The sequence below is a fragment of the Uliginosibacterium flavum genome (assembly GCF_040566545.1).
Classification (GTDB): Bacteria; Pseudomonadota; Gammaproteobacteria; order Burkholderiales; family Rhodocyclaceae; genus Uliginosibacterium; species Uliginosibacterium flavum.
This window is the reverse complement of record NZ_JBEWZI010000009.1, coordinates 73,725-99,999: the sequence shown is the minus strand read 5'-3', so window position 1 is coordinate 99,999 and position 26,275 is coordinate 73,725. Positions and strand designations below refer to the sequence as shown.

The following is a 26,275-nucleotide window of genomic DNA, read 5'->3' as shown; positions in this document are numbered from 1 at the left end:
CAAACACGGTTTGAGTGTTAATTGTGAGACTGGACCCTCTCCCTAGCCCTCTCCCTTGAAGGGCTAGGGGACTGCTGAGTGGGCGCTCAGCCTGTCCGCTTGATAGGAAGGATGAGTTCATGACTCGACTCAAGCGCGCGGTGCGTCAGTACGTGCCAGCAGGCTGGTGAGGATACCGTCGATGCTCAGGCCTTCGATTTCGGCTTCCGGCACCAGGCTGATGCGGTGGCGCAGGGCCGGCAGGGCGATGCGCTTCACGTCGTCTGGGGTGACGAAATCGCGCCCGGCGAGCAAGGCCATTGCGCGAGCGGCACGCACCAGGGCGATGGCGCCACGCGGGCCGGCGCCGATGGCGATGCCGGGCCATTCGCGGGTGGCGCGCACGATGCGCACGGCGTAATCGAGGACGGCTTCATCCACGCGCAGACCAGCGGCGATCTGCTGCATGGCGATGAGCTGTTCGGGTGTGGCAACTTGCTGCACGGCATCGACTTCGAGCTTGTCGCCGGTGCGGCCGGAGCAGGAGGCGCTGACCAGCGCACGCTCCTCGTCCAGCGTCGGGTAGTCGATCAGTACCTTGAGCAGGAAGCGGTCGAGCTGTGCTTCGGGCAGGGCGTAGGTGCCTTCCTGCTCGATCGGGTTCTGGGTCGCCAGCACGAGGAAGGGCGGCGGCAGCGGGATGGTTTTGCCTTCGATGGTGACCTGCGCTTCCTGCATCACTTCGAGCAGCGCAGCCTGGGTCTTGGCCGGCGCGCGGTTGATCTCGTCGGCCAGCACCAGATTGGCGAAAACCGGGCCACGGCGGATTACGAACTGGCTGCTGCGCGTGTCGTACAAGGTGTGGCCGGTGACGTCGGCGGGCATCAGATCGGGCGTGAACTGGATGCGTGAGAAGTCGCCGCCGAAGGTCTTGGCCAGCGCTTTGACCAGCAGTGTTTTGCCCAGACCCGGCACGCCTTCGAGCAGGATGTGCCCGCCCGAGATCAGTGCGCACAGGGCGTGTTCGACGACGGCATTCTGGCCGACGAAGACACGGGCGATTTCGGCGCGCAGGCTGCGCGCGAGTTCGGTGGCTTCAAGGGGCGTGGTGGGCAGGGTCATGGCTGTGTCCTGGAATCAAGAGTGGGTTGGCGCAGGCGCTTGCAGTGATCGCGCAGCAGAGCCAGGGTCTGGCAGCGGCGCAGGAATTCGTGATGCGAGTCAGGCTCGGGCGTGAGGGCGCGGTGGATTTCGCCGGCTTTGATGCCGGTGAGATGTTCTCCCAGTGCCTCGCGGCTGTCGATCTCGGGGTGGCGATGTTGCAGGGCTTCGAGCTGGCGCAGCACGTCTTCGCGCAGCGGCGCGATCAGCGGCTCGTAAGCGCGTTGTTTGAGCAGAAAATGGCCGCTGGCGGCGAGGTGTTCACCCAGGCCGGGGCGCACCGGGGCTGGCTCCGGCAGCAGCGGGCCGAAGCGCGGAGCGACGCGGCGCAGGCCGGCGATGATCAGGATGGCGAGCGCAAGCAAGGCTTCCGGCGCATGCGCGGCAAGCCATTCGAGCAGGCCCGGATAATCCGGTGCGAAGAGCATCAGCACCGGCCGCTTGCCTTCGGGCAGGCTCAGCAGGCGGATGAAGAAGGGCGCGTGATCGGCCTTGGCCAAACTGTCGTTATCGAAAGGCGAGAAGTCGCCAACGGTGACGTAGCCCTTGCCATGGCGGAAGCGGGCGTAGATCGAGGTGACTTCGCCGGCCTCTGCACTTTCGTCTGTGACGCTTGAGTCGGAATCGATGTCGACTTCAGGTTCTGTTTCGGATTCTGCTTCGGCCTCGTCCACGTCTCCGGCGGCTTGCGCCTCTGGTGCGGGCTGCGCTTCTCCGGCAAGCCCGATGGGTGCAGGCGCCAGCCCGGCGGTTTCGGGATGTGGCGCCAGCCCCACAGGTGCGGCGGTCTCGTCGGGCGTGCTCTGGGCAGTGGCCGGCGCGGGGCAGGTGCCGCTGCCGCCCTGGCTGTGCGAGCCGCCGCTCGGAGCTTCGCCGACGGTGAAGATCCGAGCTTCTTCGTCGTCCGAACTTTCCGGAAAGCTGCCGTGCAGATCGACACTCCAGATCGCGTTGTCATCCAGATCGAAAACGGGAGTGTGGCGCAGCTTGAGCTTCAGGTGCCGGCCTTCGATCAGCAAGGCGCGCTCTTCTTCCGCGTAAGACAGGTTGCCGCGCAAGTTGACGCCCAGCGCAGCGAGCAAGGGGTCTTTGTCGTCTTGCTCGGCCAAGGGCAAAACCAGATGGCCACCACGTTCAATCCAGCCGAGCAACTTGGCGCGCAGGGCCGGGTCGGCGAAGCTCTCGTGGCCGCTCAGCAGCAGCGTGCTGTCGGACGCCAGATCGTTCAGACGCGTCAGATCTTCGCTGCGCTCGGCCGGATAGCCGAGGCGGCTCAGCAGCAACATGCCTGCGTGGTAATCGTTGCGCAGGGCTTCTTTTGAATAGCCGGTGCGCTTGGTGGTGGCGTGCCAGGTCAGATTGTCGTACAGATACCAGCCAAGCGCGCCCAGCAGCACCAGCAGGGCAGCGATCAGGATCAGGCGGGCCTTATTCACGCGCACCTCCGCCGAATTCGCGCCACCATTCCTGACACAGGGTTTCGATTTCGTGCGCGCCGATCTCTTGGTGCGCGTAGGCCAGGCGCTGCCAGCAACCCAGCAGGCGGGCGAGGAAGGCGGAGCGCGCGGGCGTGTGCTGGCGCACGCGGCCAAGGCAGTCGCCCTCGGTGTCGCCGCGCGCAAAGGGCACCTGTTCCTGATGCGCCAGACGCGATAGCGTGCCGCGGAACAGCAGGCTCAGCGCCGCGCGCGTGTCCCCGTTGCGCGCCAGCTTCAGGGCCGCACCGGCGATGTCGTCGGGCAGGGATTGCGGGCGGATGTCGAAGCCAGCCAGCTCCGCCGGCGGCACATAGCGCGTGCCGCGCCGGGCCATCCAGCCGAAGCGTGAAATCAGGTACACGAGGATGGCCACGACGCTGAGAATCAGCACCCAGCCGCCGACCCGGCCGAGCATGGCGAAGGCGTTACCAACCCACTTGGCGGCGCTGGCAATGCTGTCGAGCACGCCCTTGAGCCAATCCGGCAGCTTGCTCGGCTCATTCTTTTTCTTTTTGTCGTCGCGCCAGCGCAGTTCGCGATCCGCCTCTTCCTTGCCGAAGGCCGGATCCTGCATGACGCTCTTGATTTCCTGCGCACTGCGCTCCACCGCCTGCTCGCGCAGGGCGACGCTATCCGCTGCCAGTGCCGGGTGTGGGGCCATCGCGCCGAAGCCAATCGTCAGACACAGCAGCAGGCCGACAAAGCTGCTGGTCAGCGCGCTGGCGCGCTCGGCCGCGTGGGCGCGATTGAGACGGCGCAGCTGCAGCTCCACGTCCCAGGCTTCCAGATCGGTGCGCCGCTTGATGTAAAGCATGAAGCCACCGGCCACGTAGAGCGGCTCCAGCAGCAGGCTGCAGAGCAGCAGCGGCAGATTGAGCAGAAGCGAGAACCACCAGGGGGCGTGCGTGAACATCTGGCCCAGACTTTCGAAATCCGGCCACATCGATTGCGGGATCAGCATCGCGATCAGGCCAAGCAGGCCCAGCCACAGGATGCCTTCCAGATGCAGCCAGATGATCGTCTGCCAGCGTGCCGCACCGCTGATGCGCCGGCCCAGCAAGGCTTTGCGCTGACGTGCAGCCCGCCCGCGCAGGCCTTCCAGAACGTCGACCGGCAGCTGGATGCTGCGCGTCATGCTGAAGCGGCCCCAGGTCAACGCGGCGAGCAGGCGCGAGTTCCACAGCAAGTTCGGCAGGGTGCGCAGGGTGGCACGCACGCTCGGCGTCTCACCGAAAACGGTGTGGCTGATGACATGCACCGCAACACGGTCGAAGGCCGGTTTGAGCCACCACATCAGGGAAATCGCCAAGGCGATGTCACCCAGCCACAGCGAAAAAATCAGGCATAGCACGGCTGCCGTCGGCAGCGTCACGGCAAACCAGGCGGCATACAGCGGGCGGGCATGGCGGATGCCCAGACGCACGCCCAGATCAAGCGCTTCCCAGTGAGTGCGCGGGCGCAGGGCGACGGACAGGCGCTCAAGCTCCATGGCGGCTCCCATGGTTTCGTAGGTGCGACTTCAGTCGCACGCCACCGGGAGTGCGACTGAAGTCGCACCTACGTAGAACACGCGCCGTGGCGTCTTGTCGAAGGAGGTGTGCCGAAGAGCCGCAGCGGACGGACTTCTTCAGGCATGCAGGCTGAAGAGCAAGGCGCAGAGCGGCTCTGCAGACAGGCATCGGTTCCGTCGAAAAACTACCGGTTTGGGGCTGGATATTCATGTGCGATCCCTCCCCGCGAACACGAAGTAAGCCAGCGGCAGCAGACTCAGCACGCTGCCCACGCTCAGCTTGATCGGCAGGCCCAGCTTCAGTGGCGACCAGAAACCTTCGATCAACGCCGCGATCACCAGCATCACGGCCAGGCCGCAGATCATGCCGATCAGCGCGCGGGCGGTTTCGCGCAGCGCTGCGCCGCGCGTGCGCTGGCCGGGAGCGATCACCGCGAAACCGAGGCGTAGACCGGCCGCTCCGGAGAGGATGATGGCGCCCAGCTCGAAGCCGGCGTGGCCGATGACGAAGGAGTGGAAGTTTTCGCCGAGCCCGGCCTGGATCAGGCGCATCTCGACGACGCCGAAGGAGAGGCCGTTGCTTACCAGGGCGAAGATGGTCAGCAGCCCGGCCGTGATGCCGCCGGCGAAGCAGCGGAAGGCGATGCTGACGTTGTTGAAGATATAGAAGCCGAACATCTGGAAGTCGGTCGAGGCTTCGCGCGCTACCCGACCCAGCGTTTCCGTGTCGGTGCTGTACATCTGCTCCATGCGCGCCACCTCCAGCGGGCTCATGATCAGATAGGCCAGATCCGGCTGCAGGTGCACTGCCAGCATCATCGCCAGATGCGGGCCGAACAGCAGCAGGGCCGCCGCCAGCACCCACCAGCGCATGGCCCGCACATCCACGGCAAAGCCGCCGCTGGCATAGCGCCAGGCGCGCTGGCCGAAATTGCCCTGCGCGCCGTAGAGCGTGTCATGCCCTTGCTGAACCAGCTGGTGCAGCTGTTCGACCAGTGACAGGCTGTAGTCACGGTCGCGCGCCAGCGCCAGATGCTGGCACAGCTGACGGTATCGCTGTGGCAGTTCATGGGCAGGGAAGGGCGGCTGCTTCAAGGCGTTCTGTTTCGTGCGACGCAGCCGGGCGTGCGCGAACCATTGCTCGAAAGCTTCCCAGTCGGCCGCGTGCTGACGTTCGAAAAATTCCTGTTTCATCGGCGTCGTCCGACCAGATGATTGGCCAGGCCCAGCAGGCGTTGCGCGCCCTGCGGCCCGGCGTCGGCCTGGGCCAGAAAGGGCACGAGATCGGCCAGCTCTTCCTGACGCGCCGGGGTCAGGCTTTCGGCGCGTTCGGCGAAGGCCACCAGCGCGCGCTGGGTGGCGCGATCCAGCGGCGCAGCCGGCACGATGGGCGCTTCGTCGGCCAGCGCTGGCAGGGCTTGTTGTTTCTCGCGATAGATCACCAGCGTGCCGGCAACGATATCGCCGAGGCGGCGGAATTCGCGATGGCAGAGCATCGACACGATGCCGCAGCCATACGCGAAGGGCAGGAAGTCGGCGGTGCGCAGCAGATTGCGCGTGAAGGACGCGCCCCAGCCAACCGGCGTGCCGTTGTCATTGACGACGGCCAGGCCCATCGAGCGCTTGCCCGGCGTGGCGCCCTGATTCAGCACTTCGAAGAGCACCGGGTAGAACCACTCAAGCAGGAACATCAGGATCAGCAGGATGCCGCCGCCGAAGTTGCCCAGCCCGGCCAGCGCTCCGGACAAGGTGGCGATGATGCCGAAGCGGATTGCGGCGTCGATGAACCAGGCCAGCGCGCGCGGCAGCAGACCGGCCGGGCGCAGTTGCACCTCGATCAGTTCGGGCGTGGTGACGGAGCGCAGGGTATCAAGCATGAGTGGTCGCGACAGCGCCCGCAGGCGCCGCCGCTGAGCAGGCTGGGATTATTCTTCGATGAAGATGTCGCGGTAGGCGGTGTAGATCGAGGCGTAGAGAAGGGGGAAGACGACGAGCAAGCCGAGGAACAAGGGGATGCTGCCAAGGATCATGAGCAGAAAGCTGAGGATGAAAAAGATCAGGCCGGGAACGAGATTTTTCATGCAGCCGGCGAAGCTGGCTTTCATCGCCTCGAAAGGCGTCAGGCCCTGCAACACGATCAGCGCCGGGGCAAACCACATCGCGGCATAAAGCATGAGCATGGCTACCAGGGCGAGCAGCACCAGCAGGACAATCCCGACAATTGCCGCCGCGCCGAAGCCGGTTCCTGTCGCTGCAAAAATGGCGACGCCGATCCCGCCAATGATGGCGATCGGAATGAATACCGCCATCGAAAAGGCCATGGTCAATAGCCCTTGAATGCACAAGGGGCCAAGGTGCTCCTGAAAACCGCCAAACAGGTCGCCGAGGGCCAGTTCGCCGGATTCGCGCTGACGCTCACAGGCAATCATTACGCCGCCCATCAACAAGGGCATGAGGACGACGGTGACCATGTTCACCAGCGGGATGATGGCGCACACCATGTAAATCAGCATGAAAACCAGGAACAGACCGATCCAGGTGCCGGGCGATTGCTTGAACATTTCCCAGGCGCTGCCGATCCAGGCCGAGGCGTTGCCGGCCGGCACTTTGCGCCCGCCGGGGATGAAACTGCCTTCGTTCGCGTATTGCTCCTCGTCACTGAGGATGGCGATGGGCGGGGCGTAGGGATTGGTGTCGTGTTCGCTCATGCTGGCGGCTCGCGGGTCTGATGCGTTGAAGTGTCCGGCAGAATGCCGCAGGCGCATGCCGGGCGCAAGCGCCGTCTGCCGGATGTCATGGCGTGGCGCTCGGCTTGTGGTATTTGTGCAGCAGGGTGGGCTGGCTGAAGAGCCGCGCGGGGCTTGGTTCTGCAGTATGCCTGCCTGCGCAGGGCCGCTGGATACGGCTCTTCGGGCAGGTGTGCGGCGGATGTTGTAGGGCGCAATCGAAGCGTAGCGCATTGCGCCGCAGGCAAGGCGTTCATGGGTGCTGAGGCGGCGTTGTGTGCATGCTTCGGCGCAATGCGCTCCGCTTTGCTTCGCTTTGCTTCGATTGCGCCCTACGGTGACGCGTGGCTAATGCTCCAGCCGGTGCTTGCGCGCCACTTCGTGCTCGTCGAGCAACTGCATCAGCGCGGTGTAGCGGCGCGCATCGAATTCACCGGAATCGCGGGCGCCGCGCAGGGCGCAGTCCGGCTCCTTGAGATGATTGCAGTCGCGGAAGCGGCAGGTGCCGAGCAGCGGACGGATTTCCGGGAAGCCGCATTCGATCTCGTTTTTCGTCAGATGGGCGAGGCCGAAGCTTTGCAGGCCGGGGCTGTCGATCAGCTGGCCGCCGCCGGGCAGAGCGTAGAGACGGGCGTGGGTGGTGGTGTGCTTGCCCGAATCGAGGACTTCGGAAATCTCGCGCGTGCGCGCATCGGCATCGGGAATCAGCGCGTTGGTCAGCGTGGATTTGCCCATGCCGGACTGGCCGACGAAGAGGCTGGTGTGATCGCGCAGGCGCTCACGCAGTGGCTCGACATCGCCCATCGCGCTCATTTCCAGCACCGCATGGCCCGCCGCGACGAAGGCCTTGAGCTGGGCGCGGCAGGCTTCCAGCGAGGCGGGGATGTCGCTCTTGTTGAGGACAATCAGCGCGGCGATATCCTGCGCATCGGCGGCGACCATGCAGCGTGTGATCAGCTCGTCGGAAAAACCCGGCTCGGTGGCGACGACGACGACAATCTGCGTGACGTTGGCCGCGATGAGTTTTTCCTTCCATTGATCGGCGCGGTAGAACAGGCTGGCACGCGGCAGGATCTTGTCGATCACACCTTGATCCGGCGCATTCAGCGCCATCTCGACGCGATCTCCGCAGGCGATCTCGCTGCGCTTGGCGCGCGGGTAGCACAGGGCTTCGCCGCCTGTGTCGAGCCGCACGGCATATTGACGGCCAAAGGCCGCGATCACGGTGCCCTGGGCGATGGTGCTGACGACGTTGTCCTTGCTCATGCCTTGCCTTGCAAGCGGCCGATGCGGATGGCCGCTGGCGGGTGCGAATCGTAGAACAGCGAGTGCAGCGGATCGGGTGTCAGGGTGCTGGCGTTGTCGCGATACAGCTTGGCTAGCGCCGTGACCAGATCGCTGGCTTGGGCGTTCGCCACCGCATAGGCGTCGGCCTCGAATTCATGTTTGCGCGACCAGAAGCTCATCAGCGGCGTGAGCGGAAAGGTCACCAGCGGCAGCGCCAGCGAGAACAGGATCAGCGCCAGCGCTTCGGATTGCGCCTGCACGCCCAGACCGTTGTAGAAAGCGGCCTGCTGGCTGAGCCAGCCGAGCACCGCGAAAAGGGCCAGCGACAGCACGGCGAACAGCGCCACGCGCTGCCAGATGTGGCGATGCTTGAAGTGGCCGAGTTCGTGGGCCAGCACGGCCTCGACTTCTTCGGGCGTCAGGGTGGCGAGCAAAGTGTCGAAAAAGACGATGCGCTTGGCCGCGCCGAAACCGGTGAAATAGGCGTTGCCGTGGGCGCTGCGCTTGGAACCATCCATCACGAACAGACCCTTGGACTTGAAGCCGCAGCGCGTGAGCAGTGCGTTGATGCGTGCAGCCAGTGCCTCGTCCTTGAGCGGCTCGAACTTATTGAACAGAGGTGCAATGAAAATGGGATAAATCACCATCGCGGCGAGGTTGAAGGCGATCAGTACGCCCCAGGTCCACAGCCACCAGTCGCTACCCATGCTGCGCATCAGCCACAGCACTACCCACAACAAAGGTGCGCCGATCAGCACGGACAGCGTAGTGCTCTTGACGAGATCGGTGATGAAAGTCGCGGCGGTGGTCTTGTTGAAACCGAATTTTTCTTCCAGCACGAAGGTGACATACAGCGAGCCCGGCAGCTCCCAGAGAAAACCCAGCACGCCCAGTGCGCCAAACAGGGCGATGCCGTGCCACAGGCTGGTCGGGTCGAGTACGCGGCCGAGCTGTTCATGCAGCACTTGCAGGCCGCCGCCGAAGGTCAGCAGCAGCAACCAGACGATGCCCAGCGCCAGATCGATCCGTCCGTAGCGCGATTTGGCTACTGTGTAATCCGCAGCCTTCTGGTGCGCGGCCAGATCGATGCTGGCCGCGAACTCGGCCGGCACGGCGCCCCGGTGCGTGCGCACATGGGCAGCCTGGCGGATGCTTAGCCACAGGCGGATGACGGTACTCAGCACGAGGAAAAATACGAAGGCGATGCTCAAAGTCTGGGAATTCATAGGCGGGGCAGAAGTCTTTCGGGTAGTGGCGTTCTGCCGGGTGCGTGCGAAAATGCAGGCCACTCAATGCAGACCGGAAAGATTATATGGCACAGGATCAAAACAACCTCGTCTGGCTGGATATGGAAATGACCGGGCTCGAGCCTGATCGCGACCGCATCATCGAAATCGCCATGATCGTGACCGACGTGAATCTGAATGTTGTCGCCGAAAGTCCCGTGATCGTGGTGCATCAGAGCGAGGCCGTGCTGGACGCGATGGACGACTGGAACAAGAACACCCACGGCAAGTCCGGCCTGATCGAGCGCGTGCGTGCCTCGACGACCGATGAAGCTGCGGCCGAAGCGATCTATCTGGAGTGGATGGCGCAATACGTGCCCAAGCGCACGACGCCGATGTGTGGCAACACGATTGGCCAGGATCGCCGCTTCATGGCGCGCTACATGCCGACGCTGGAAGCCTACTTCCACTACCGCAATATCGACGTCAGCACCCTCAAGGAACTGGCGCGGCGCTGGAATCCGCCGGTATTGGCCGGTGTGAAGAAGAGCGAGGCGCACACGGCGCTGGCCGATATCCGTGAATCCGTTGCCGAGCTGGCGTATTACCGCGAGCATTTCCTGAAGCTGCCTGCCTGAAGATCCTCGCCCGGCTTGCCTGCGCAACAGGCCTGCCTGGAGAGGGCCGCCGGGTGCGGTTCTTCAGCTCGCCTCAGTTCAGGTATTTGACTGCTGTGTAGCGCGCACTGCGCTGTTCGCTGAGCGGAAAACCGAAGCCGATTCCCATGCCGCTGTGGCGGCTGCCGAACATGCCACCCGTAGAGATGCTGCTGCCGGTCTGTGATGAGGTGACGACTTCAATCAGGGCGTCGGCGCCGATTTCGCGGGCTTTTTTCAGGACGCCGGCTGAAATGCTTTGATGGCGCTCATCCACGGCGGAATTGAACGAATCCTCGATGTAGCCGAGGATTGCGTACTTGCGATCCGGCTCGCCAATGAACCAGACGTCCATGCCTTCCGTGGTGAAGCGCGAGCCGCCCTTGCCGCTGTAGCTGTTGTCGCGACTCTCGTGCGGGTAATAATTGGTGGTGGCACAGGCTGCGAGCATGGCGCCGACGGCGATGAGGGTAGTGAGCCGGAGCAGGGTTTTCATGGCAAGTTCCTGAATGGATAGCGTTTTGCAGTGTAGGCCGAGCGTTGGTTTTGCAGAAGGGCTTCCGACGTTCGGACATTTTTGGGCTGTGTCAGAGAAGATTTTGTGCGAAACATCCTGAAGTCTGGGCTTGCACTGCGTTTTAAAATCCTCTATAGTTCGGCTCCTCGTTGATTTAGAACGAGATTTTGCAGAGTTAGCTCAGTTGGTAGAGCATCCCCTTGACATGGGGAAGGTCGTTGGTTCGAGCCCAATACTCTGTACCAGAATTTTGAAAATCAGGCGATGAAACTGGCTGGTTTTCAGTAAAAGACAATTGACTCAAGTGTTTGCGACAGTTTTGTCGCGCCTTGCAACGAATATTTCAGCAACAAGGAATCGAAAATGTTCCGAACGCACAGCACGACATTTGCTCGGTAAGCGTTTCGGAGTCGCCTTCGATCTGTTGTTGATTGAAAAAAGTGCGGCTTAGCCCGCACTTTTTTTTCGCCCATTTTTTACGTTCCCGATTGAGGCCACCGCAATGCCGAATATCACGCTCCCCGATGGTTCCGTCCGCAGCTTTGAGGCTCCGGTTTCCGTCGCCCAAGTCGCCGCCTCGATTGGTGCAGGTCTGGCCAAGGCTGCGCTGGCCGGCAAGGTCGATGGTCAGCTGGTTGATACCTCGCATGTGATGAGCGCGGACGCGAGTCTGGCGATCGTGACCGAAAAGGACGCGGACGGGCTGGAAGTTATTCGCCACTCCACGGCCCACCTGCTGGCTTACGCGGTGAAAGATCTGTTTCCCGAAGCGCAGGTCACTATCGGCCCGGTGATCGAGAACGGCTTCTACTATGACTTCGCGTATTCGCGCCCTTTTACACCGGAAGATCTCGAAACCATCGAAAAGCGCATGGGCGAGCTGGCCAAGAAGGATGTCGCCATCAGTCGCGAGGAAATGGAGCGCGACGAGGCTGTCAAGTTCTTCCTCGGTCTGGGCGAGAAGTACAAGGCCGAGCTGATCGAAGCGATTCCGTCCGGCCAGACGATTTCTTTGTATCGCGAAGGCGATTTCATCGATCTGTGTCGCGGCCCGCACGTACCCTCGACCGGCAAACTCAAGTTCTTCAAGCTGATGAAAGTGGCTGGTGCCTACTGGCGCGGTGATGCCAAGAACGCGCAGTTGCAGCGCATCTACGGCACCGCTTGGGCCAAGAAGGAAGAGCTTGAGGCCTATCTGCACATGCTGGAAGAGGCTGAGAAGCGCGATCACCGTCGTCTCGGCAAACAGCTGAACCTGTTTCATCTGCAGGACGAAGCGCCGGGCATGGTGTTCTGGCATCCGAAGGGCTGGACGCTGTGGCAGCAGGTCGAGCAATACATGCGCGAGCGCCTGAACGCCTCTGGCTATCAGGAAGTGCGCACGCCGATGGTGATGGATCGCACCCTGTGGGAGAAGTCCGGCCACTGGGAAAACTACCGCGACAACATGTTCACCACCGAGTCCGAGAAGCGTGACTACGCGGTGAAGCCGATGAACTGCCCGGGTCACGTGCAGATCTTCAATCACGGCCTGCGCTCCTACCGTGATCTGCCGCTGCGTCTGGCCGAGTTCGGTTCCTGCCATCGCAATGAGCCGTCTGGTGCGCTGCATGGCCTGATGCGCGTGCGTGGTTTCGTGCAGGACGATGCACACATCTTTGCGACCGAAGATCAGATCGAGTCCGAAGCCATGGCTTTCGATGCGTTGCTGATGAGCGTGTATCAGGACTTCGGTTTTCACAACGTTGAGGTAAAGCTGGCCTTGCGTCCGGACAAGCGCGCCGGCTCCGATGAAATCTGGACCAAGGCAGAGGACGGCCTGCGCGCGGCGCTCAAGGCTTCAGGCAAGGAATGGGAAGAGCTGCCGGGTGAGGGCGCCTTCTACGGACCCAAGGTCGAATATCACATCAAGGATGCGCTCGGCCGTTCCTGGCAGTGCGGCACGATCCAGCTGGACTTCGTGCTGCCCGAGCGTCTCGACGCCGAGTACGTGGCCGAAGACAACTCGCGCAAACGCCCAGTGATGTTGCATCGCGCGATCCTAGGTTCGCTGGAGCGTTTCCTCGGCATCCTGATCGAGAACCATGGCGGTGCTTTCCCGCTGTGGCTGGCGCCGACGCAAGCCGTGATCCTGAATATCACGGGCGCACAGGCCGAATACTGTGCGGATCTGGCTGAAAAGCTGCGGGCGCAGGGCTTTCGGGTTGAAGCAGATTTGCGGAATGAGAAGATTAACTATAAAATCCGCGAACATAGCTTGCAAAAGCTGCCCTACCTGTTGGTTGTCGGCGAGAAAGAAAAAGACGCTGGCATGGTCGCGGTAAGACTCCGTGGCGGTCAGGATCTGGGGCAAATGCCCATAACTGAATTGGTCGAGCGTTGGCAGGGTGAGCTGAAAAGCCGCCAAGCCTAGTCTCGGTTTTATTGTTTTTTTGGAGATTTCACCATCGCTCAGGAAAAGAACGCACACCGCCTCAATCGGGAAATCAGTGTCCCAGAGGTGCGGCTGGCAGGGGAAGACGGCGAACAATTAGGTATTGTTCCAACGGTTGAGGCGCTGGCCATGGCCGAAGAAGCGGGTGTTGATCTGGTCGAGATCGCACCGCAGGCCAAACCGCCCGTTTGTCGTTTGATGGACTACGGCAAGTTCAAGTACCAAGAGCAGAAGCGGGCACACGAAGCCAAGCAGAAGCAGAAGCAGATCCAGGTGAAGGAAGTCAAGCTTCGCCCGGGTACGGATGAAAACGATTACCAGATCAAGATGCGCAACATGACGCGCTTCCTGGAAGAGGGCGACAAGGTCAAAGTGACCCTGCGCTATCGTGGCCGTGAAATGGCCCACCAGGAATTCGGTATTCGTCAGCTGGAACGTATCAAGGCCGATCTGGGCGAGCTGATTGTGGTTGAACAGTTTCCCAAGCTGGAAGGGCGTCAGCTGGTGATGGTGATTGCGCCGAAGAAGAAGACCTGATTTTGCGGGCATTGAAAGATGTCCGCGGGGGCGCAGCAGCCTTGGTTTGACCTGCTGTAAAACAAGTGGTGCCTTGGTAGTTAAAGCACTCCGTCAGGAGTCACCGGGTTCCCTATCCAATAGTTGGAGTTTTAAATGCCAAAGATGAAAACCAAGAGCGGCGCTAAAAAGCGCTTCAAGGTTCGCGCGGGTGGCAGCGTTAAACGCGGTCAAGCGTTCAAGCGCCACATCCTGACCAAGAAGACCACCAAGGCGAAACGTCACCTTCGTGGTATGACCAGTGTTCATGACACTGATACGGCACGCGTTCACGCGATGATGCCCTACGCTTGATTCAGGAGATAATAAATGCCTCGCGTTAAACGTGGTGTAACGGCTCGCGCCCGCCACAAAAAAGTACTCGACAAAGCCAAGGGTTACCGCGGCCGTCGCAAGAACGTATACCGCATTGCCAAGCAAGCGGTAATGAAGGCTGGTCAATATGCCTATCGTGACCGCCGTCAGAAAAAGCGTCAGTTCCGTGTTCTGTGGATCGCCCGTATCAATGCGGCCGCTCGCGAACTGGGCCTGACTTACAGCCGCTTCATGAATGGCCTGAAAAAAGCCTCGATTGAAGTCGACCGTAAGGTGCTGTCTGATCTGGCTGTGTTTGACAAGCCCGCATTTGCGGCTCTGGCCAATCTGGCCAAAGCACAACTCGGACTGTAAGCAGCGCTGCAGGTTGAAAAGGAGGCGCAGGCCTCCTTTTTTTTGCTCTATCGTCAGCGTGCCTTCTGGTGGCACGCGAAATCAAATTCGAATGTGAAGTTGACGTGGAAAACCTCGATCAATTGCTCAATGAAGCCGCCGCCGCGTTTGCCGCCGCCGCTGATATGAACGCGCTGGAGCAGGCCAAGGCCCGCTTTCTGGGTAAGAGTGGCAGCCTGACCGAATTGCTCAAGGGCCTCGGCAAGCTTGATCCGGAGGCTCGCAAGAGTGCTGGCGCCGAAATCAATCGCTGCAAGACGGCTATCGAAGCCGCTCTTGAATCCCGTCGCGACGCGCTGCGTTCTGCCCAGCTGGAAATCCAGCTTGCGGCCGAAGCCTTGGACGTGACTTTGCCAGGTCGTGGTATCGGCCGTGGTGGTCTGCATCCTGTGATGCGCACGCAGGAGCGCGTCGAAACCTTGTTTCGTTCCATCGGGTTTGAAGTGGCCGACGGCCCCGAAATCGAGGAAGACTGGTACAACTTTACCGCGCTGAACACGCCTGCGAATCATCCGGCGCGTTCGATGCACGATACCTTCTATCTGGAAGGGGCGAAAGATGTGTTGCTGCGCACCCACACCAGCCCGGTGCAGATCCGCAGCATGCTGGCGCACGCCGCCAGATATGCCAAAGCCGAAGTGATGCCCGAGCTGCGCTTGATTGCGCCGGGTCGCGTTTATCGTGTGGACTCCGATGCGACGCACTCGCCGATGTTCCATCAGGTCGAAGGCCTGTGGGTGGGCGAAGACATCAGTTTTGCCGGCCTCAAGGGCGTGATCATCGACTTCCTCCAGCAGTTCTTTGAAACCGATGAGCTGCAGGTGCGCTTCCGTCCGTCCTTCTTTCCGTTTACAGAGCCCTCCGCCGAGATTGATTTTGCTTTCATGAGCGGACCGAACAAGGGGCGCTGGCTGGAGATCGCCGGCTGCGGCATGGTGCATCCGGCTGTGTTGAAAAATGGCGGCATTGATGCGCAGCGCTATACCGGTTTTGCTTTCGGCATGGGTCTGGATCGTTTGACCATGTTGCGTTATGGCGTGAATGACCTGCGCCTGTTCTTCGAGAATGATTTGCGCTTTCTCGCCCAATTTCAGGACTGATCGAGATGCAGTTTTCCGAACAATGGCTACGCGCCCTGTGTAATCCCCCGCTTAACTCCGAGGAGTTGTGCCACCTGCTGACCATGGCTGGGCTTGAAGTTGAAGAGGTTGAAGCGATTGCCCCGCCGTTTACTGGCGTGGTTGTGGCGCAGATCGTGAGCTTCGAGAAGCACCCGAATGCCGACAAGCTGCGCGTGTGCAGCGTGGATGTGGGGCAGGGCGAGTTGCTGCAGATCGTGTGCGGCGCGCCGAATGTGGTGGTCGGCATGAAAGCGCCGTGTGCGATGGTCGGTGCCAGCCTGCCTGGCTTTGACATCAAGCCGGCCAAGCTGCGCGGTATCGAGTCCTTTGGCATGATGTGCTCGGCCAATGAACTGGGTATGACGCAGGCGCATGACGGCCTGCAGGTGTTGCCGGATGACGCGCCGGTGGGCGCCAATCTGCGCGACTACCTGTCGCTGGACGACAAGAAAATCACCATCAAGCTCACGCCGAACCGTGCGGACTGTTTGAGTCTGGCTGGCGTGGCGCGTGAGCTGGCGGCCCTGACCGGGACGCCAGCGACTTTCACCGCGCCAATGGATGTCGCCGTGGCGCACATCGAGCAGCGCTCCGTAGTGCTGGACGCGCCGGAAGCCTGTCCGCGTTATTGCGGTCGCGTGATCACGGGCGTGAATGTGAAGGCGGCCACGCCGGACTGGATGAAGAGCCGTCTGGAGCGTTGTGGCGTACGTTCTATCAGTGCTGTGGTGGATGTCACCAATTATGTGATGCTCGAACTCGGTCAGCCGCTGCATGCCTTCGATAACGACAAGCTGCAGGGTGCGATTCACGTGCGCTGGCCGCTTGTGGGTGAAAAAATCACGCTGCTGAATGGCCAGGAAATCACGCCGGCAGCGGACATGCTGCTGATTGCTGACGAAACCCGCGCACTCGCCTTGGCGGGCGTGATGGGTGGCGCCGAAAGTGGCGTGACGGACGATACGCAAGCCATCTTCCTCGAATCCGCATACTTCCAGCCGGACGCGATTGCAGGCCGTGCGCGCATTCTTGGCTTTTCGTCGGATGCCTCGCATCGCTACGAGCGCGGAGTGGATTTCGAACTCGCCCAGCGCGCGATGGTACGTGCGTCTCAGTTGATTATCGAGCTGTGTGGCGGTGCCGTCGGGCCGGTGGTCGAGGCTGTGGCGGCGGCGCATCTGCCGCAACGCGCAGCCGTAAGTTTCCGCCCGGCGCGTGCCCGCAAGGTGCTGGGTTTCGAGGTGTCTGATGAGGCAATGCTGGCCTCGCTCTCCAGACTGGGTATGCGCACAGCCAATGCTGGCGCGGCTCTTGAGGTGACGCCCCCGAGCTATCGTTTCGATATTGCGATTGAAGAGGATCTGATCGAAGAAGTCGCCCGCGTGTATGGCTACGACAATATCCAGCCGCTACCGCCCAAGGGTCCGGCTACGATGCAGTCCAGTACCGAAGCTGCGCGTCCGGTGCATCGTCTGCGTCGCCAACTGGCGGATCTGGATTATCAGGAAATTATCAGTTACGCCTTTGTGGAAGAGGCTTGGGAGCGCGATTTCGCCGGCAATGCGGATCCGGTCAAACTCGCCAATCCCATCGCCAGCCAGATGAGCGTGATGCGCTCGACGCTGCTGGGCGGGCTGGTCGGCGCCTTGAGCAGCAATTTGCGTCGGCGTGCGAGTCGTGTCCGTCTGTTCGAGACGGGGCGTTGCTTCGCCAAGGATGCTGCAGGCGCGCCAGTGGCGGGTTATTCGCAGCCAATGCGTGTTGCTGGTCTGGCCTGGGGTACGGCGGAGCCGGAGCAGTGGGGCCAAGCTTCGCGCCGTGTCGACTTTTATGACGTGAAGCGCGATGTTGAGCTTTTGCTGGGCAATCGTGCTGAATTTGTCGCCGCGAAACATCCTGCCCTTCATCCGGGCCGATCAGCGGCGGTCAAAGTGGATGGAAACGTGACAGGCTTCATGGGTGAACTGCACCCGGCTCTGGTACAAAGCTATGGTCTGGTCACGGCGCCGGTGGTGTTCGAACTGGCGCTCGATAGCGTGCTGGCCGCAAGCGTGCCCGCCTTTGCCGAATTGCCACGTCATCCTGCGGTAATGCGTGATCTGGCGCTGGTTGTGGTCAATGCCGTGACGGCGGACACCTTGCTGGGCGTGTTGCGTGCGGCGGCGAGCGAGATCGTACGCGGCGTTGAGGTATTCGACGTCTATTCGGGCAAGGGTATCGAGCCCGACCAGAAGAGTATTGCACTGCGGGTGATGCTTCAGCATGCTGAACGCACTTTGGAAGAGGCCGAGATTGATGATGCGATGCGGGGGCTGATCAGCGCCGCCGAGCGTGAAACAGGGGGGCGTTTGCGTGCCTGAGATGATTAAAAGCACTGCGGCAACACTGACCAAGGCTGAGCTGGCCGAGTTGCTGTTTGATCGCGTGGGTTTGAACAAGCGCGAAGCCAAGGATATGGTCGAAGGTTTCTTCGACGAAATCCGCAATGCCTTGGAGCGTGGTGAAGAAGTGAAACTTTCTGGCTTTGGCAATTTCCAACTGCGGGACAAGCCGCAACGCCCCGGCCGTAATCCCAAGACCGGCGAAGAAATCCCGATTACCGCGCGTCGCGTGGTGACGTTTCATGCAAGTCAGAAACTGAAGATGACTGTTGAACAACTGAGTGATGGACAACCAGCTTGAAGAGGTCGGAGTTCTGCCCCCCATCCCCGCCAAACGGTATTTCACGATTGGCGAGGTGAGCGAACTATGCGGCGTCAAACCGCATGTGCTGCGTTATTGGGAGCAGGAGTTCACCCAGCTCAAGCCGGTCAAGCGGACGGGCAACCGCCGCTATTACCAGCGTCATGAAGTTCTGCTGATCCGCCGGATTCGCGAGCTGCTGTATAGCGAAGGCTTCACCATCAGCGGCGCACGCAACCGGCTGGAGGAATACCAGATCCTCAAGCGCGAGACGGCAGAAATTGTCGAGCGTGGCCGTTCAACGGCCGCCCAGCTGCGAGATGAACTGGAAGCCGTTCTGGCGATTCTGAAGGCCTGAATTCATAAAAACCTGTTGGTTTGGCTGGCTTAAATCGAGAGCTCTGCTATAATCTCGCTTCTGAGTCGGGGCGTGGCGCAGCCTGGTAGCGCACTTGCATGGGGTGCAAGGGGTCGCGAGTTCGAATCCCGCCGCCCCGACCAACAGAAAAAATAAAAAGGCTGCTCTCCGGAGTAGCCTTTTTGTTTTGCAGTATTCATCGGCAGCTCAGTGCCGTTTGATCCTTGATCTCCAACTCACCCTGTTTCCCTCCGCATGATCACCATCAAGAATGTAACGCTGCGTCGCGGCACAAAAATCGTGCTCAACAGCACAAATGCCACGATCAATCCGGGCGAAAAAGTCGGGCTGGTCGGTCGCAACGGGGCAGGGAAGTCTTCCCTGTTTGCATTGCTGAACGGTTCGATCCATGAAGATGGTGGTGAGTTTTTCATCCCGCCACAGTGGAAGATGGCGCAGGTTGCGCAGGACATGCCGGAGACGGATCAGAGCGCGACCGACTTCGTGATCGAAGGCGATACCGTGCTGCTGGAGGCACGCGAGGCGGTGGCCGAGGCCGAGGCAAGTGACGATGGCATGGCCATGGCGCATGCCTATATGGCGCTGCACGACGCGGGCGAGCACGATGCTCCGGCACGCGCGCAGGCGCTGATTCTGGGTCTGGGTTTCAGTGTGGCTGAGCTGAGCAACCCGGTGAATAGTTTTTCGGGCGGTTGGCGCATGCGTTTGCAACTGGCGCGGGCCCTGATGTGCCCGTCGGATCTGCTCTTGCTGGATGAGCCGACCAATCACTTGGACTTGGATGCGTTGGTGTGGCTGGAAGCCTGGCTCAAACGCTACGAAGGCACGATGGTTGTGATCAGCCATGACCGCGAATTCCTCGATGCTGTGACCAATGTCACCCTGCATATCGACAGCGCCAAGCTTGTGCGTTACGGCGGCAACTACAGCAAGTTCGAAGACATGCGCGCCGAGCAGATGTTGCTGCAGACGGCCTCGCTGGCCAAGCAGGCCGACAAGATTGCCCACCTGCAGAAATTCATCGACCGCTTCAAGGCTTCCGCCGCCAAGGCCAAGCAGGCGCAGAGCCGTGTCAAGGCGCTGGATCGCATGGTCAAGATTGCGCCGGTGCTGGCGGACGCCGAGTTCCAGTTCGAGTTCAAGGAACCGAACAATCTGCCTAATCCGATGTTATCGATGCTGAATACCAGCTTCGGCTATCCGCCGCGCGAGGATGCTCCGGCCGGGGCTGAGTCGACGGTGATCGTCAAAAATATCAATCGCTCGGTGCTGGCGGGCCAGCGCATCGGCATCCTCGGCGCGAACGGGCAGGGTAAGTCGACGGTGGTCAAGACCATCGCCGAGGCCTTGACGCCGACGCATGGCGAGATCACCAAGGGCAAGGGTCTGACCATCGGCTACTTTGCCCAGCAGGAGCTCGACGTGCTGCGCCCCATTGATACGCCGCTGGAACACATGCTGCGTCTCGTTAAGGAAACGCCGGTCAACATGCGCCCGAGTGGCAATGACTGCCGCGAACAGGGCTTGCGCAATTTCCTCGGCACCTTCAACTTCGGCGGCGAGATGATTCATCAGCAGGTCGGCAGCATGAGTGGCGGCGAAAAAGCCCGCCTCGTGCTCTGCATGATCGTGTGGCAGCGCCCGAATCTGTTGCTGCTCGATGAGCCGACCAATCACCTGGATCTGTCCACGCGCGAAGCGCTGGGCGTGGCTCTCAACGAATTCGAAGGCACCGTGATGCTGGTCAGCCACGATCGCGCACTCCTGCGTGCGGTGTGTGACGAATTCTGGCTGGTGGCCGATGGTGCGGTCGAGCCGTTTGAGGGTGACCTAGATGACTATCAGGTCTATCTGCTGGATCAGGCCAAGCGTGCGCGAGAGGCGGCTTCGGCGGCACAGAAAAAGCTCGCCGCGTAAAACGCTGAGAGCAAGGCCATGAGTTTAAAAAAGCCCGCACGGGAAATCGGGCGGGCTTTTTCATTCCTGCCTGAAGAGCCGCTCCTGGCGTTGCTGAGCAGGCAGGCATCTTGAAGAGTCACGCGCGGTAAGCCTGAGCGAGAAGGTATGCTGAAGAGGACCGCTCCATGCGGCTCTTCAGGCAGGCGTAAAAAAGCCCGTCCGCTTTGCAGCGAACGGGCTTTTTGCTCTGGGCTGAGCGATCAGGCCTTCACTTCGTCAGCGATTTCCTTGTATTCAGTGATCTGGTTGAAATTCATGTAGCGATAGATCTTGCTGGAGTCCGCGTTGATCACGCCCATGTCGGCGTGGTACTCGGCAACGGTCGGGATGCGCCCGAGTTTGGAGCAGATCGCGGCGAGTTCGGCCGAGCCCAGATACACGTTGGTGTTTTTGCCCAGACGATTCGGGAAGTTGCGGGTCGAGGTGGACATGACCGTCGCACCTTCACGCACCTGTGCCTGATTGCCCATGCACAGCGAACAGCCCGGCATTTCGGTGCGCGCACCGGCATTGCCGAAGACGCTGTAGTGCCCTTCCTTCGTCAGCTCGCTGGCGTCCATCTTGGTCGGCGGGGCAACCCACAGTTTGACGGGCAGATCGCGGCGGCCTTCGAGCAGCTTGGAGGCAGCACGGAAGTGGCCGATGTTGGTCATGCACGAGCCGATGAAGACTTCGTCGATAGGCGTGTTGGCAACATCCGACAGCAGCTTGGCATCGTCCGGATCGTTCGGGCAGCAGACGACAGGTTCCTTGATGTCGGCCAGGTCAATCTCGATGATTTCCGCATACTCGGCATTGGCGTCAGGCTGCAGCAGCACGCCGCTGGCGATCCACTCTTCCATCTTCTGAATGCGGCGCTCCAGCGTGCGCTTGTCCAGATAGCCGTCGGCGATCATGTTCTTGAGCAGCACGATGTTGGAGTTCAGGTATTCGACAATCGGCTCGCGATTGAGGTGTACCGTGCAGCCGGCGGCAGAGCGCTCGGCGGAAGCGTCCGAGAGTTCGAAAGCTTGTTCGACCTTCAGATCCGGCAGGCCTTCGATTTCGAGGATGCGGCCAGAGAAGGCGTTGACCTTGCCGGACTTGGCGACGGTGAGCAGACCCTTCTTGATGGCGTAGAGCGGAATGGCGTGCACCAGATCGCGCAAGGTAACGCCCGGCTGCATCTGGCCTTTGAAGCGGACCAGGATGGACTCAGGCATGTCCAGAGGCATCACGCCAGTGGCTGCCGCGAAGGCGACCAGCCCGGAGCCGGCCGGGAAGCTGATGCCAACCGGGAAACGGGTATGGCTGTCGCCGCCGGTGCCGACGGTGTCGGGCAGCAGCATGCGATTGAGCCAGCTGTGAATGATGCCGTCGCCGGGGCGCAGGGCGATGCCGCCACGATTGCTGATGAACTTGGGCAGCTCGCGGTGGGTCTTCACATCCACGGGCTTCGGATAGGCGGCGGTGTGGCAGAAGGATTGCATCACCAGGTCGGCAGAGAAGCCGAGGCAGGCCAGATCCTTCAGCTCGTCGCGGGTCATCGGGCCGGTGGTGTCCTGCGAGCCGACCGAGGTCATCTTCGGTTCGCAGTAAGTGCCGGGGCGCATGCCCGTGCCTTCCGGCAGACCACAGGCGCGGCCGACCATCTTCTGCGCCAAGGTGTAGCCCTTGCCGGTGTCCGCGGGGATCTGCGGCAGGCGGAACAGGGTGGACGCCGGCTGGCCGAGGAATTCACGGGCCTTGGCGGTAAGGCTGCGGCCGATGATCAGGTTGATGCGGCCACCAGCGCGCACTTCGTCGAGCAGGACCAGATTCTTCAGTTGCGATTCGGAGATCGTTGTGCCGCCCTTGGTGGCGACGACCTTGCCGCTGGCATGATCGACGTTCAGGGTGATTTCGTCGCCCATGTCCATCTTGGAGACGTCCAGTTCGATGGCCAGCGCGCCGGCATCTTCCTGGGTGTTGAAGAAGATCGGAGCGATCTTGCCGCCCAGGCAGACACCACCGAATTTCTTGTTCGGCACGAAGGGGATGTCTTCACCGGTCCACCACAGTACGGAGTTCGTCGCGGACTTGCGTGAAGAGCCGGTACCGACCACATCACCGACGTAGGCCACCAGATTGCCCTTGGCGGCCAGATCCTGAATCATTTTGATCGGGCCACGCTTGCCGTCTTCTTCCGGGGTGATGCCGGTGCGGGTGTTCTTGAGCATCGCCAGTGCGTGCAGCGGGATGTCCGGGCGGCTCCAGGCGTCAGGCGCCGGGGACAGGTCATCGGTGTTGGTTTCGCCGGTGACTTTGAGCACGGTCAGCTTGATGCTGGACGGAAATTCCGGGCGCGAGGTGAACCATTCTGCTTCAGCCCAGCTCTTGATGATGCCTTGGGCAATCGCGTTGCCAGCCTTGGCTTTTTCGGCGACGTCGTGGAAGAAGTCGAACATCAGCAGCGTCTTCTTCAGACCTTCGGCGGCGACCGGTGCCAGTGCAGCGTCGTCGAGCAAATCAATCAAGGGCTTGACGTTGTAGCCGCCGACCATGGTGCCGAGCAGTTCGGTGGCCTTGGCCTTGGAAATCTGCGGAGCAATCACGTCGCCATGAGCAACAGCAGCCAGGAAGGAGGCCTTGACCTGTGCGGCGTCATCCACGCCGGGCGGCACGCGGTGCGTGAGCAGCTCGACGAGGAAGGCTTCTTCGCCAGCCGGCGGTGCTTTCAGTAGTTCGACGAGCTCACCGGTCTGTTTGGCATCCAGCGGCAGCGGGGGGATACCCAGCGCGGCGCGCTCGGCAACGTGTTGGCGATAGGCTACTAGCACGGTCAGTCCTCCAGGGTTTGCGCAGGCGCGGCTTGGTGCCGTGCCTGCAAATAAGCGTCAGTCGAAAAAGCGGTTCAGTACTGCGTCTTGCAAGGTGATTCCAGTGGCATGCGCTCGTTTCAGCACATTCCAGTAATAACGGTAAGAGGCACGATCATGCAGGCGATCCTGATGGCGGATCGGTCCCCAGTCGGCGTCTTGCGCGGCAAGGATGATTTCGCTGGCTGAGCCAACTTCTGCCGCAGCGGGCTGCATGCCTTGCAGGATCGACTCGATCTGGTTCGGGTGAATGCTCCACATGCGCAGGAAGCCAAATTCATTGCGCGCACGGCGTGCATCCATTTCGATGACTTTGCCGTCTGCAAGTTCCGTGCATACGTTGTGGCTGGGCACCACGCCATGAGCCAGCGCGGCACTGACGATGCGGGTCTTGGCGTCAATAATCAGCGGATGTTCGAACTGACCCGGGCTGCGCATGGCCGCCGAGCCAATCGCGCCGTGGTGGGCGCTGACGAAGTCCATCAGGCCGAAATCCAGGGTCTCGACGCCGGGCAGGGCGGCAATATCCCACACTTGATGTAGCGCACCGTGGGTTTCAATCAATACGTGCAGAGGGATTTCGCGCATCAGGCCACCGCGCGCTTCGACTTCGCGCAGACTGGCGATGACGCGTTCCACATCAGAGGCGCCGCGCGCTTTGGGTAGTACCAGATAGGCGAGACGTGTGCCAGCCAGGCCGACGATCTGTTCCAGATCGGTGCGCCAGGCGTTGTGGGTAATGTCGTGAATGCGGGCGCCGACGCGATTGAAACGGTTGTCGGCACTCATGATCAGGGCTGCGATCATCTCTGCGTGATCGCGTTCGGCACCGGCGGGGGCGCCATCTTCGCAATCACAGGTGATGTCGAAAACGGCGCCGCGCTCGGTTTGCAAGGCCAAGGCCTTGCGCATGGTTTTCTCGTTGCCGGCGAAGTGCTCGACCACGGGAATCCGGGGCAGTGGGCTGCCCTCTGGATAGAGCACGGCATCCGGATGCAGGGGGCTGCGAGGGGATGCTGTGCTCATTGGGCTCTCTGTTGCAGCTGGAGGTTGTAGATCAGACCAGCAGGTCGGCGACGCCGGCGCGCTCTTCGGTCAGTTCGCTGAGTGTGAAGTCCATGCGTTCGCGTGAGAACGCATCGATTTCCAGACCTTCGACGCGGGTGTATTCGCCGTTGGCGGTAATTACGGGCACGCCGTAGATGATGCCCGCCGGAATGCCGTAGGAACCGTCGGATTCGACACCCATGGTGACCCATTCGCCGTTGGAGCCGAGGAACCAGTCATGCATGTGATCGATGGCTGCGTTGGCGGCCGATGCCGCGGAAGACAGGCCACGCGCTTCGATGATGGCGGCGCCGCGTTTGCCAACGGTGGGCAGGAATACATCGCGGTTCCAGGCTTCGTCGTTGATCAGCGCCTTGACCTTGTCGCCATTGGAGGTGACGAAGCGGTAGTCGGCATACATCGTCGGGCTGTGGTTGCCCCATACGACCAGATTCTTAAGGCTGGAGACCGTGCGGCCGCTCTTGCTGGCCAGTTGCGACAGGGCGCGGTTGTGGTCCAGACGCAGCATGGCGGTGAAGTTTTTGGCGGGAACGCGGCCGAACTTCTTGGCGCTTTCCTTGGCAATGTAGGCGTTGGTGTTGCAGGGATTGCCAACAACCAGAACACGACAGTCCGGGGCAGCGTACTGGCCGATGGCCGCGCCTTGCACGGTGAAAATCTTGGCGTTCTCGGCCAGCAGGTCCTTGCGTTCCATACCGGGGCCGCGCGGACGGGCGCCGACCAGCAGGGCAGCCTGGGTGTCCTTGAAGGCGATGGCCGGGTCATCGGTGGCGATCACGCCTGCGAGCAAGGGGAATGCGCAGTCTTCCAGTTCCATGATCACGCCGGCCAGGGCCTTCTGAGCTTGCGGCAGATCGAGCAGTTGCAGGATGACGGGTTGATCCTTGCCGAGCATTTCACCGCTGGCGATGCGGAACAACAGGCTGTAACCGATCTGGCCGGCAGCGCCGGTAACGGTGACACGGATAGGGGACTTGGACATTCGGGGCTCCTTGGTAATTCTGTTTAGAAGACTATGCCTGGGTGTTTGCGCCGGGGCGCGTTCCGCGTTGGGGTTGCGGGTGTGCTGCTGTATGTACTGCTGATTATCGGATGAAGTCTATACGCAGTGGTTTGGTGTGTCAAAAGCTATCTTATGTCTTCTATAAGATATGAGATAGGATATGGACTAAGGTTTTTATTTGTGCTTGAATGATCGTTATGGCACACGAATCGCCCACTTTCAGCCCCCTTTATCGCCAGATCAGAAACCTGATCGTGCAGGCGCTTGAGGCTGGCGAATGGCAACCCGGACAGGCAATCCCCAGCGAACAGGAATTGGCGCTGCGTTTTGGCGTGAGTCAGGGAACGGTGCGCAAGGCGATTGATGAGTTGGCTGCCGAAAATATTCTGGTGCGCCGGCAGGGCAAGGGAACCTTTGTTTCTACTCATCAGGATCCCCGTGCCGTGTTCAGGTTTTTGCGCTTGAAGGCGATCAATGGTGGTCCGGTTCTGCCCAAGAGCATGCCTCTCGAATGCATGCGTGGCAAAGCCGGGCAGGAAGCTGCGCGTAATCTCGGGATTGCGCCGGGCAGTCAGATCATCATCGTGCGCCGGGTGTTGAAGCTGGAGGGCAAGCCGGTGGTGATTGATGAAATGTATCTGCCGGGCGATGTGTTTCAGGGCTTGAGTATCGAGCAGCTGAAAGATTGGCAAGGCTCGCTGTACAGTCTGTTTGAATCGCGTTTCGGGGTGCGTATGGTGCGCGCGACCGAGAAGGTTCGCGCGGTCGCGGCCGAAAGGGCTGTTGCAGAAGTGCTCGGAGTGGCGGAAAACACTCCTTTGCTGTCGGTGGAGCGGGTGGCTTATAGCTATGGTGACAAGCCGGTGGAGTGGCGGCGCGGCCTGTATTCAACGGCCGATCACTTCTACATTAATGAATTGAGTTGATTTTGGGGCGTCGCCAGGCGGCGCAGGTTTGACACAAGGGAG

General features: G+C 61.1%; 23 protein-coding genes and 2 tRNA genes. 13 read left to right on the top strand and 12 right to left on the bottom strand.

Features of this window, described 5'->3' with window-relative positions; genetic code table 11:
* Window positions 1-129: 129 nt before the first annotated feature.
* The 8 genes from ABXR19_RS10200 to ABXR19_RS10165 form a co-directional block, all read right to left on the bottom strand.
* Complete coding sequence (locus ABXR19_RS10200) at window positions 130-1,101, bottom strand: AAA family ATPase (protein ID WP_354601015.1); 972 nt, start codon at window positions 1,099-1,101, stop codon at window positions 130-132.
* Entirely contained in the window at window positions 1,098-2,576 is a 1,479-nt protein-coding gene (locus tag ABXR19_RS10195; protein WP_354601014.1) for a DUF4350 domain-containing protein, read from the bottom strand. Before ABXR19_RS10195 ends, ABXR19_RS10200 begins: the two co-directional genes overlap by 4 nt.
* Window positions 2,569-4,107 carry a DUF4129 domain-containing protein gene (locus tag ABXR19_RS10190; RefSeq protein WP_354601013.1) on the bottom strand — a complete coding sequence of 513 codons (1,539 nt, stop codon included), beginning with the start codon at window positions 4,105-4,107 and terminating at the stop codon, window positions 2,569-2,571. Before ABXR19_RS10190 ends, ABXR19_RS10195 begins: the two co-directional genes overlap by 8 nt.
* Before the next feature lie 228 nt (window positions 4,108-4,335).
* Entirely contained in the window at window positions 4,336-5,322 is a 987-nt protein-coding gene (locus ABXR19_RS10185) for a stage II sporulation protein M (RefSeq protein ID WP_354601012.1), read from the bottom strand.
* Window positions 5,319-6,005, bottom strand: coding sequence for an RDD family protein (locus ABXR19_RS10180; protein ID WP_354601011.1), 687 nt, complete (start codon window positions 6,003-6,005; stop codon window positions 5,319-5,321). The genes ABXR19_RS10185 and ABXR19_RS10180 overlap by 4 nt, the downstream gene beginning before the upstream one ends.
* A gap of 48 nt (window positions 6,006-6,053) precedes the next feature.
* A complete protein-coding gene (locus ABXR19_RS10175; protein WP_354601010.1) occupies window positions 6,054-6,836 on the bottom strand; it encodes a BPSS1780 family membrane protein in 783 nt (260 codons plus the stop codon).
* A gap of 366 nt (window positions 6,837-7,202) precedes the next feature.
* Window positions 7,203-8,120, bottom strand: coding sequence for a ribosome small subunit-dependent GTPase A (gene rsgA, locus ABXR19_RS10170; RefSeq protein ID WP_354601009.1), 918 nt, complete (start codon window positions 8,118-8,120; stop codon window positions 7,203-7,205).
* Window positions 8,117-9,367, bottom strand: coding sequence for a M48 family metallopeptidase (locus tag ABXR19_RS10165; protein ID WP_354601008.1), 1,251 nt, complete (start codon window positions 9,365-9,367; stop codon window positions 8,117-8,119). The genes rsgA and ABXR19_RS10165 overlap by 4 nt, the downstream gene beginning before the upstream one ends.
* A gap of 86 nt (window positions 9,368-9,453) precedes the next feature.
* Between ABXR19_RS10165 and orn the strand changes: the two genes are divergently transcribed.
* Complete coding sequence (orn, locus tag ABXR19_RS10160) at window positions 9,454-10,005, top strand: oligoribonuclease (RefSeq protein WP_354601007.1); 552 nt, start codon at window positions 9,454-9,456, stop codon at window positions 10,003-10,005.
* Window positions 10,006-10,078: 73 nt separating this feature from the next.
* Here orn and ABXR19_RS10155 read toward each other — a convergent pair whose 3' ends face one another.
* Window positions 10,079-10,519 (bottom strand): hypothetical protein, encoded by a 441-nt coding sequence (locus ABXR19_RS10155; protein ID WP_354601006.1) that lies wholly within the window; start codon window positions 10,517-10,519, stop codon window positions 10,079-10,081.
* Between the two features lie 190 nt (window positions 10,520-10,709).
* Between ABXR19_RS10155 and ABXR19_RS10150 the strand changes: the two genes are divergently transcribed.
* The 11 genes from ABXR19_RS10150 to ABXR19_RS10100 all read left to right on the top strand — a co-directional run bounded on the left by ABXR19_RS10150 (window position 10,710) and on the right by ABXR19_RS10100 (window position 20,357).
* A tRNA-Val gene (locus ABXR19_RS10150) sits at window positions 10,710-10,785 on the top strand.
* 257 nt (window positions 10,786-11,042) lie between these two features.
* Complete coding sequence (thrS, locus tag ABXR19_RS10145) at window positions 11,043-12,953, top strand: threonine--tRNA ligase (RefSeq protein ID WP_354601005.1); 1,911 nt, start codon at window positions 11,043-11,045, stop codon at window positions 12,951-12,953.
* Window positions 12,954-12,986: 33 nt separating this feature from the next.
* Window positions 12,987-13,511 (top strand): translation initiation factor IF-3, encoded by a 525-nt coding sequence (gene infC, locus ABXR19_RS10140; RefSeq protein ID WP_354601079.1) that lies wholly within the window; start codon window positions 12,987-12,989, stop codon window positions 13,509-13,511.
* 135 nt (window positions 13,512-13,646) lie between these two features.
* Window positions 13,647-13,844 (top strand): 50S ribosomal protein L35, encoded by a 198-nt coding sequence (gene rpmI / locus ABXR19_RS10135; RefSeq protein ID WP_354601004.1) that lies wholly within the window; start codon window positions 13,647-13,649, stop codon window positions 13,842-13,844.
* Window positions 13,845-13,859: 15 nt separating this feature from the next.
* On the top strand, window positions 13,860-14,219 hold the full coding sequence (gene rplT / locus ABXR19_RS10130; protein ID WP_354601003.1) for a 50S ribosomal protein L20: 360 nt from the start codon (window positions 13,860-13,862) through the stop codon (window positions 14,217-14,219).
* A 104-nt stretch (window positions 14,220-14,323) separates the two neighbouring features.
* Entirely contained in the window at window positions 14,324-15,358 is a 1,035-nt protein-coding gene (gene pheS / locus ABXR19_RS10125; protein ID WP_354601078.1) for a phenylalanine--tRNA ligase subunit alpha, read from the top strand.
* 5 nt (window positions 15,359-15,363) lie between these two features.
* Window positions 15,364-17,739: a phenylalanine--tRNA ligase subunit beta gene (gene pheT / locus ABXR19_RS10120; protein ID WP_354601002.1), complete on the top strand. Its 2,376-nt coding sequence runs from the start codon at window positions 15,364-15,366 to the stop codon at window positions 17,737-17,739.
* 1 nt (window position 17,740) lies between these two features.
* Window positions 17,741-18,061, top strand: a complete 321-nt coding sequence (locus ABXR19_RS10115) for an integration host factor subunit alpha (protein WP_354601001.1) — start codon at window positions 17,741-17,743, stop codon at window positions 18,059-18,061.
* Entirely contained in the window at window positions 18,045-18,419 is a 375-nt protein-coding gene (locus ABXR19_RS10110) for a MerR family transcriptional regulator (protein ID WP_354601000.1), read from the top strand. Before ABXR19_RS10115 ends, ABXR19_RS10110 begins: the two co-directional genes overlap by 17 nt.
* Before the next feature lie 66 nt (window positions 18,420-18,485).
* Window positions 18,486-18,562, top strand: a tRNA-Pro gene (locus ABXR19_RS10105).
* A 112-nt stretch (window positions 18,563-18,674) separates the two neighbouring features.
* The gene (locus tag ABXR19_RS10100) at window positions 18,675-20,357 is read left to right on the top strand and encodes an ABC-F family ATP-binding cassette domain-containing protein (RefSeq protein WP_354600999.1); all 1,683 of its coding nucleotides are present in this window, start codon (window positions 18,675-18,677) and stop codon (window positions 20,355-20,357) included.
* 242 nt (window positions 20,358-20,599) lie between these two features.
* Here the strand turns inward: ABXR19_RS10100 and acnB are convergent, their stop codons facing one another.
* Genes acnB through ABXR19_RS10085 form a run of 3 tightly spaced genes read right to left on the bottom strand, consistent with a single transcriptional unit; the run spans window position 20,600 to window position 25,286 of the window.
* On the bottom strand, window positions 20,600-23,197 hold the full coding sequence (gene acnB / locus ABXR19_RS10095) for a bifunctional aconitate hydratase 2/2-methylisocitrate dehydratase (protein ID WP_354600998.1): 2,598 nt from the start codon (window positions 23,195-23,197) through the stop codon (window positions 20,600-20,602).
* A gap of 57 nt (window positions 23,198-23,254) precedes the next feature.
* Window positions 23,255-24,262, bottom strand: a complete 1,008-nt coding sequence (locus tag ABXR19_RS10090; RefSeq protein ID WP_354600997.1) for an HpcH/HpaI aldolase/citrate lyase family protein — start codon at window positions 24,260-24,262, stop codon at window positions 23,255-23,257.
* Window positions 24,263-24,293: 31 nt separating this feature from the next.
* Window positions 24,294-25,286 carry a malate dehydrogenase gene (locus ABXR19_RS10085; protein ID WP_354600996.1) on the bottom strand — a complete coding sequence of 331 codons (993 nt, stop codon included), beginning with the start codon at window positions 25,284-25,286 and terminating at the stop codon, window positions 24,294-24,296.
* Between the two features lie 218 nt (window positions 25,287-25,504).
* On the opposite strand from ABXR19_RS10085, the gene ABXR19_RS10080 reads away from it, so the two are divergent.
* Window positions 25,505-26,233: a GntR family transcriptional regulator gene (locus tag ABXR19_RS10080; RefSeq protein ID WP_354601077.1), complete on the top strand. Its 729-nt coding sequence runs from the start codon at window positions 25,505-25,507 to the stop codon at window positions 26,231-26,233.
* The last annotated feature ends 42 nt before the right edge of the window (window positions 26,234-26,275 follow it).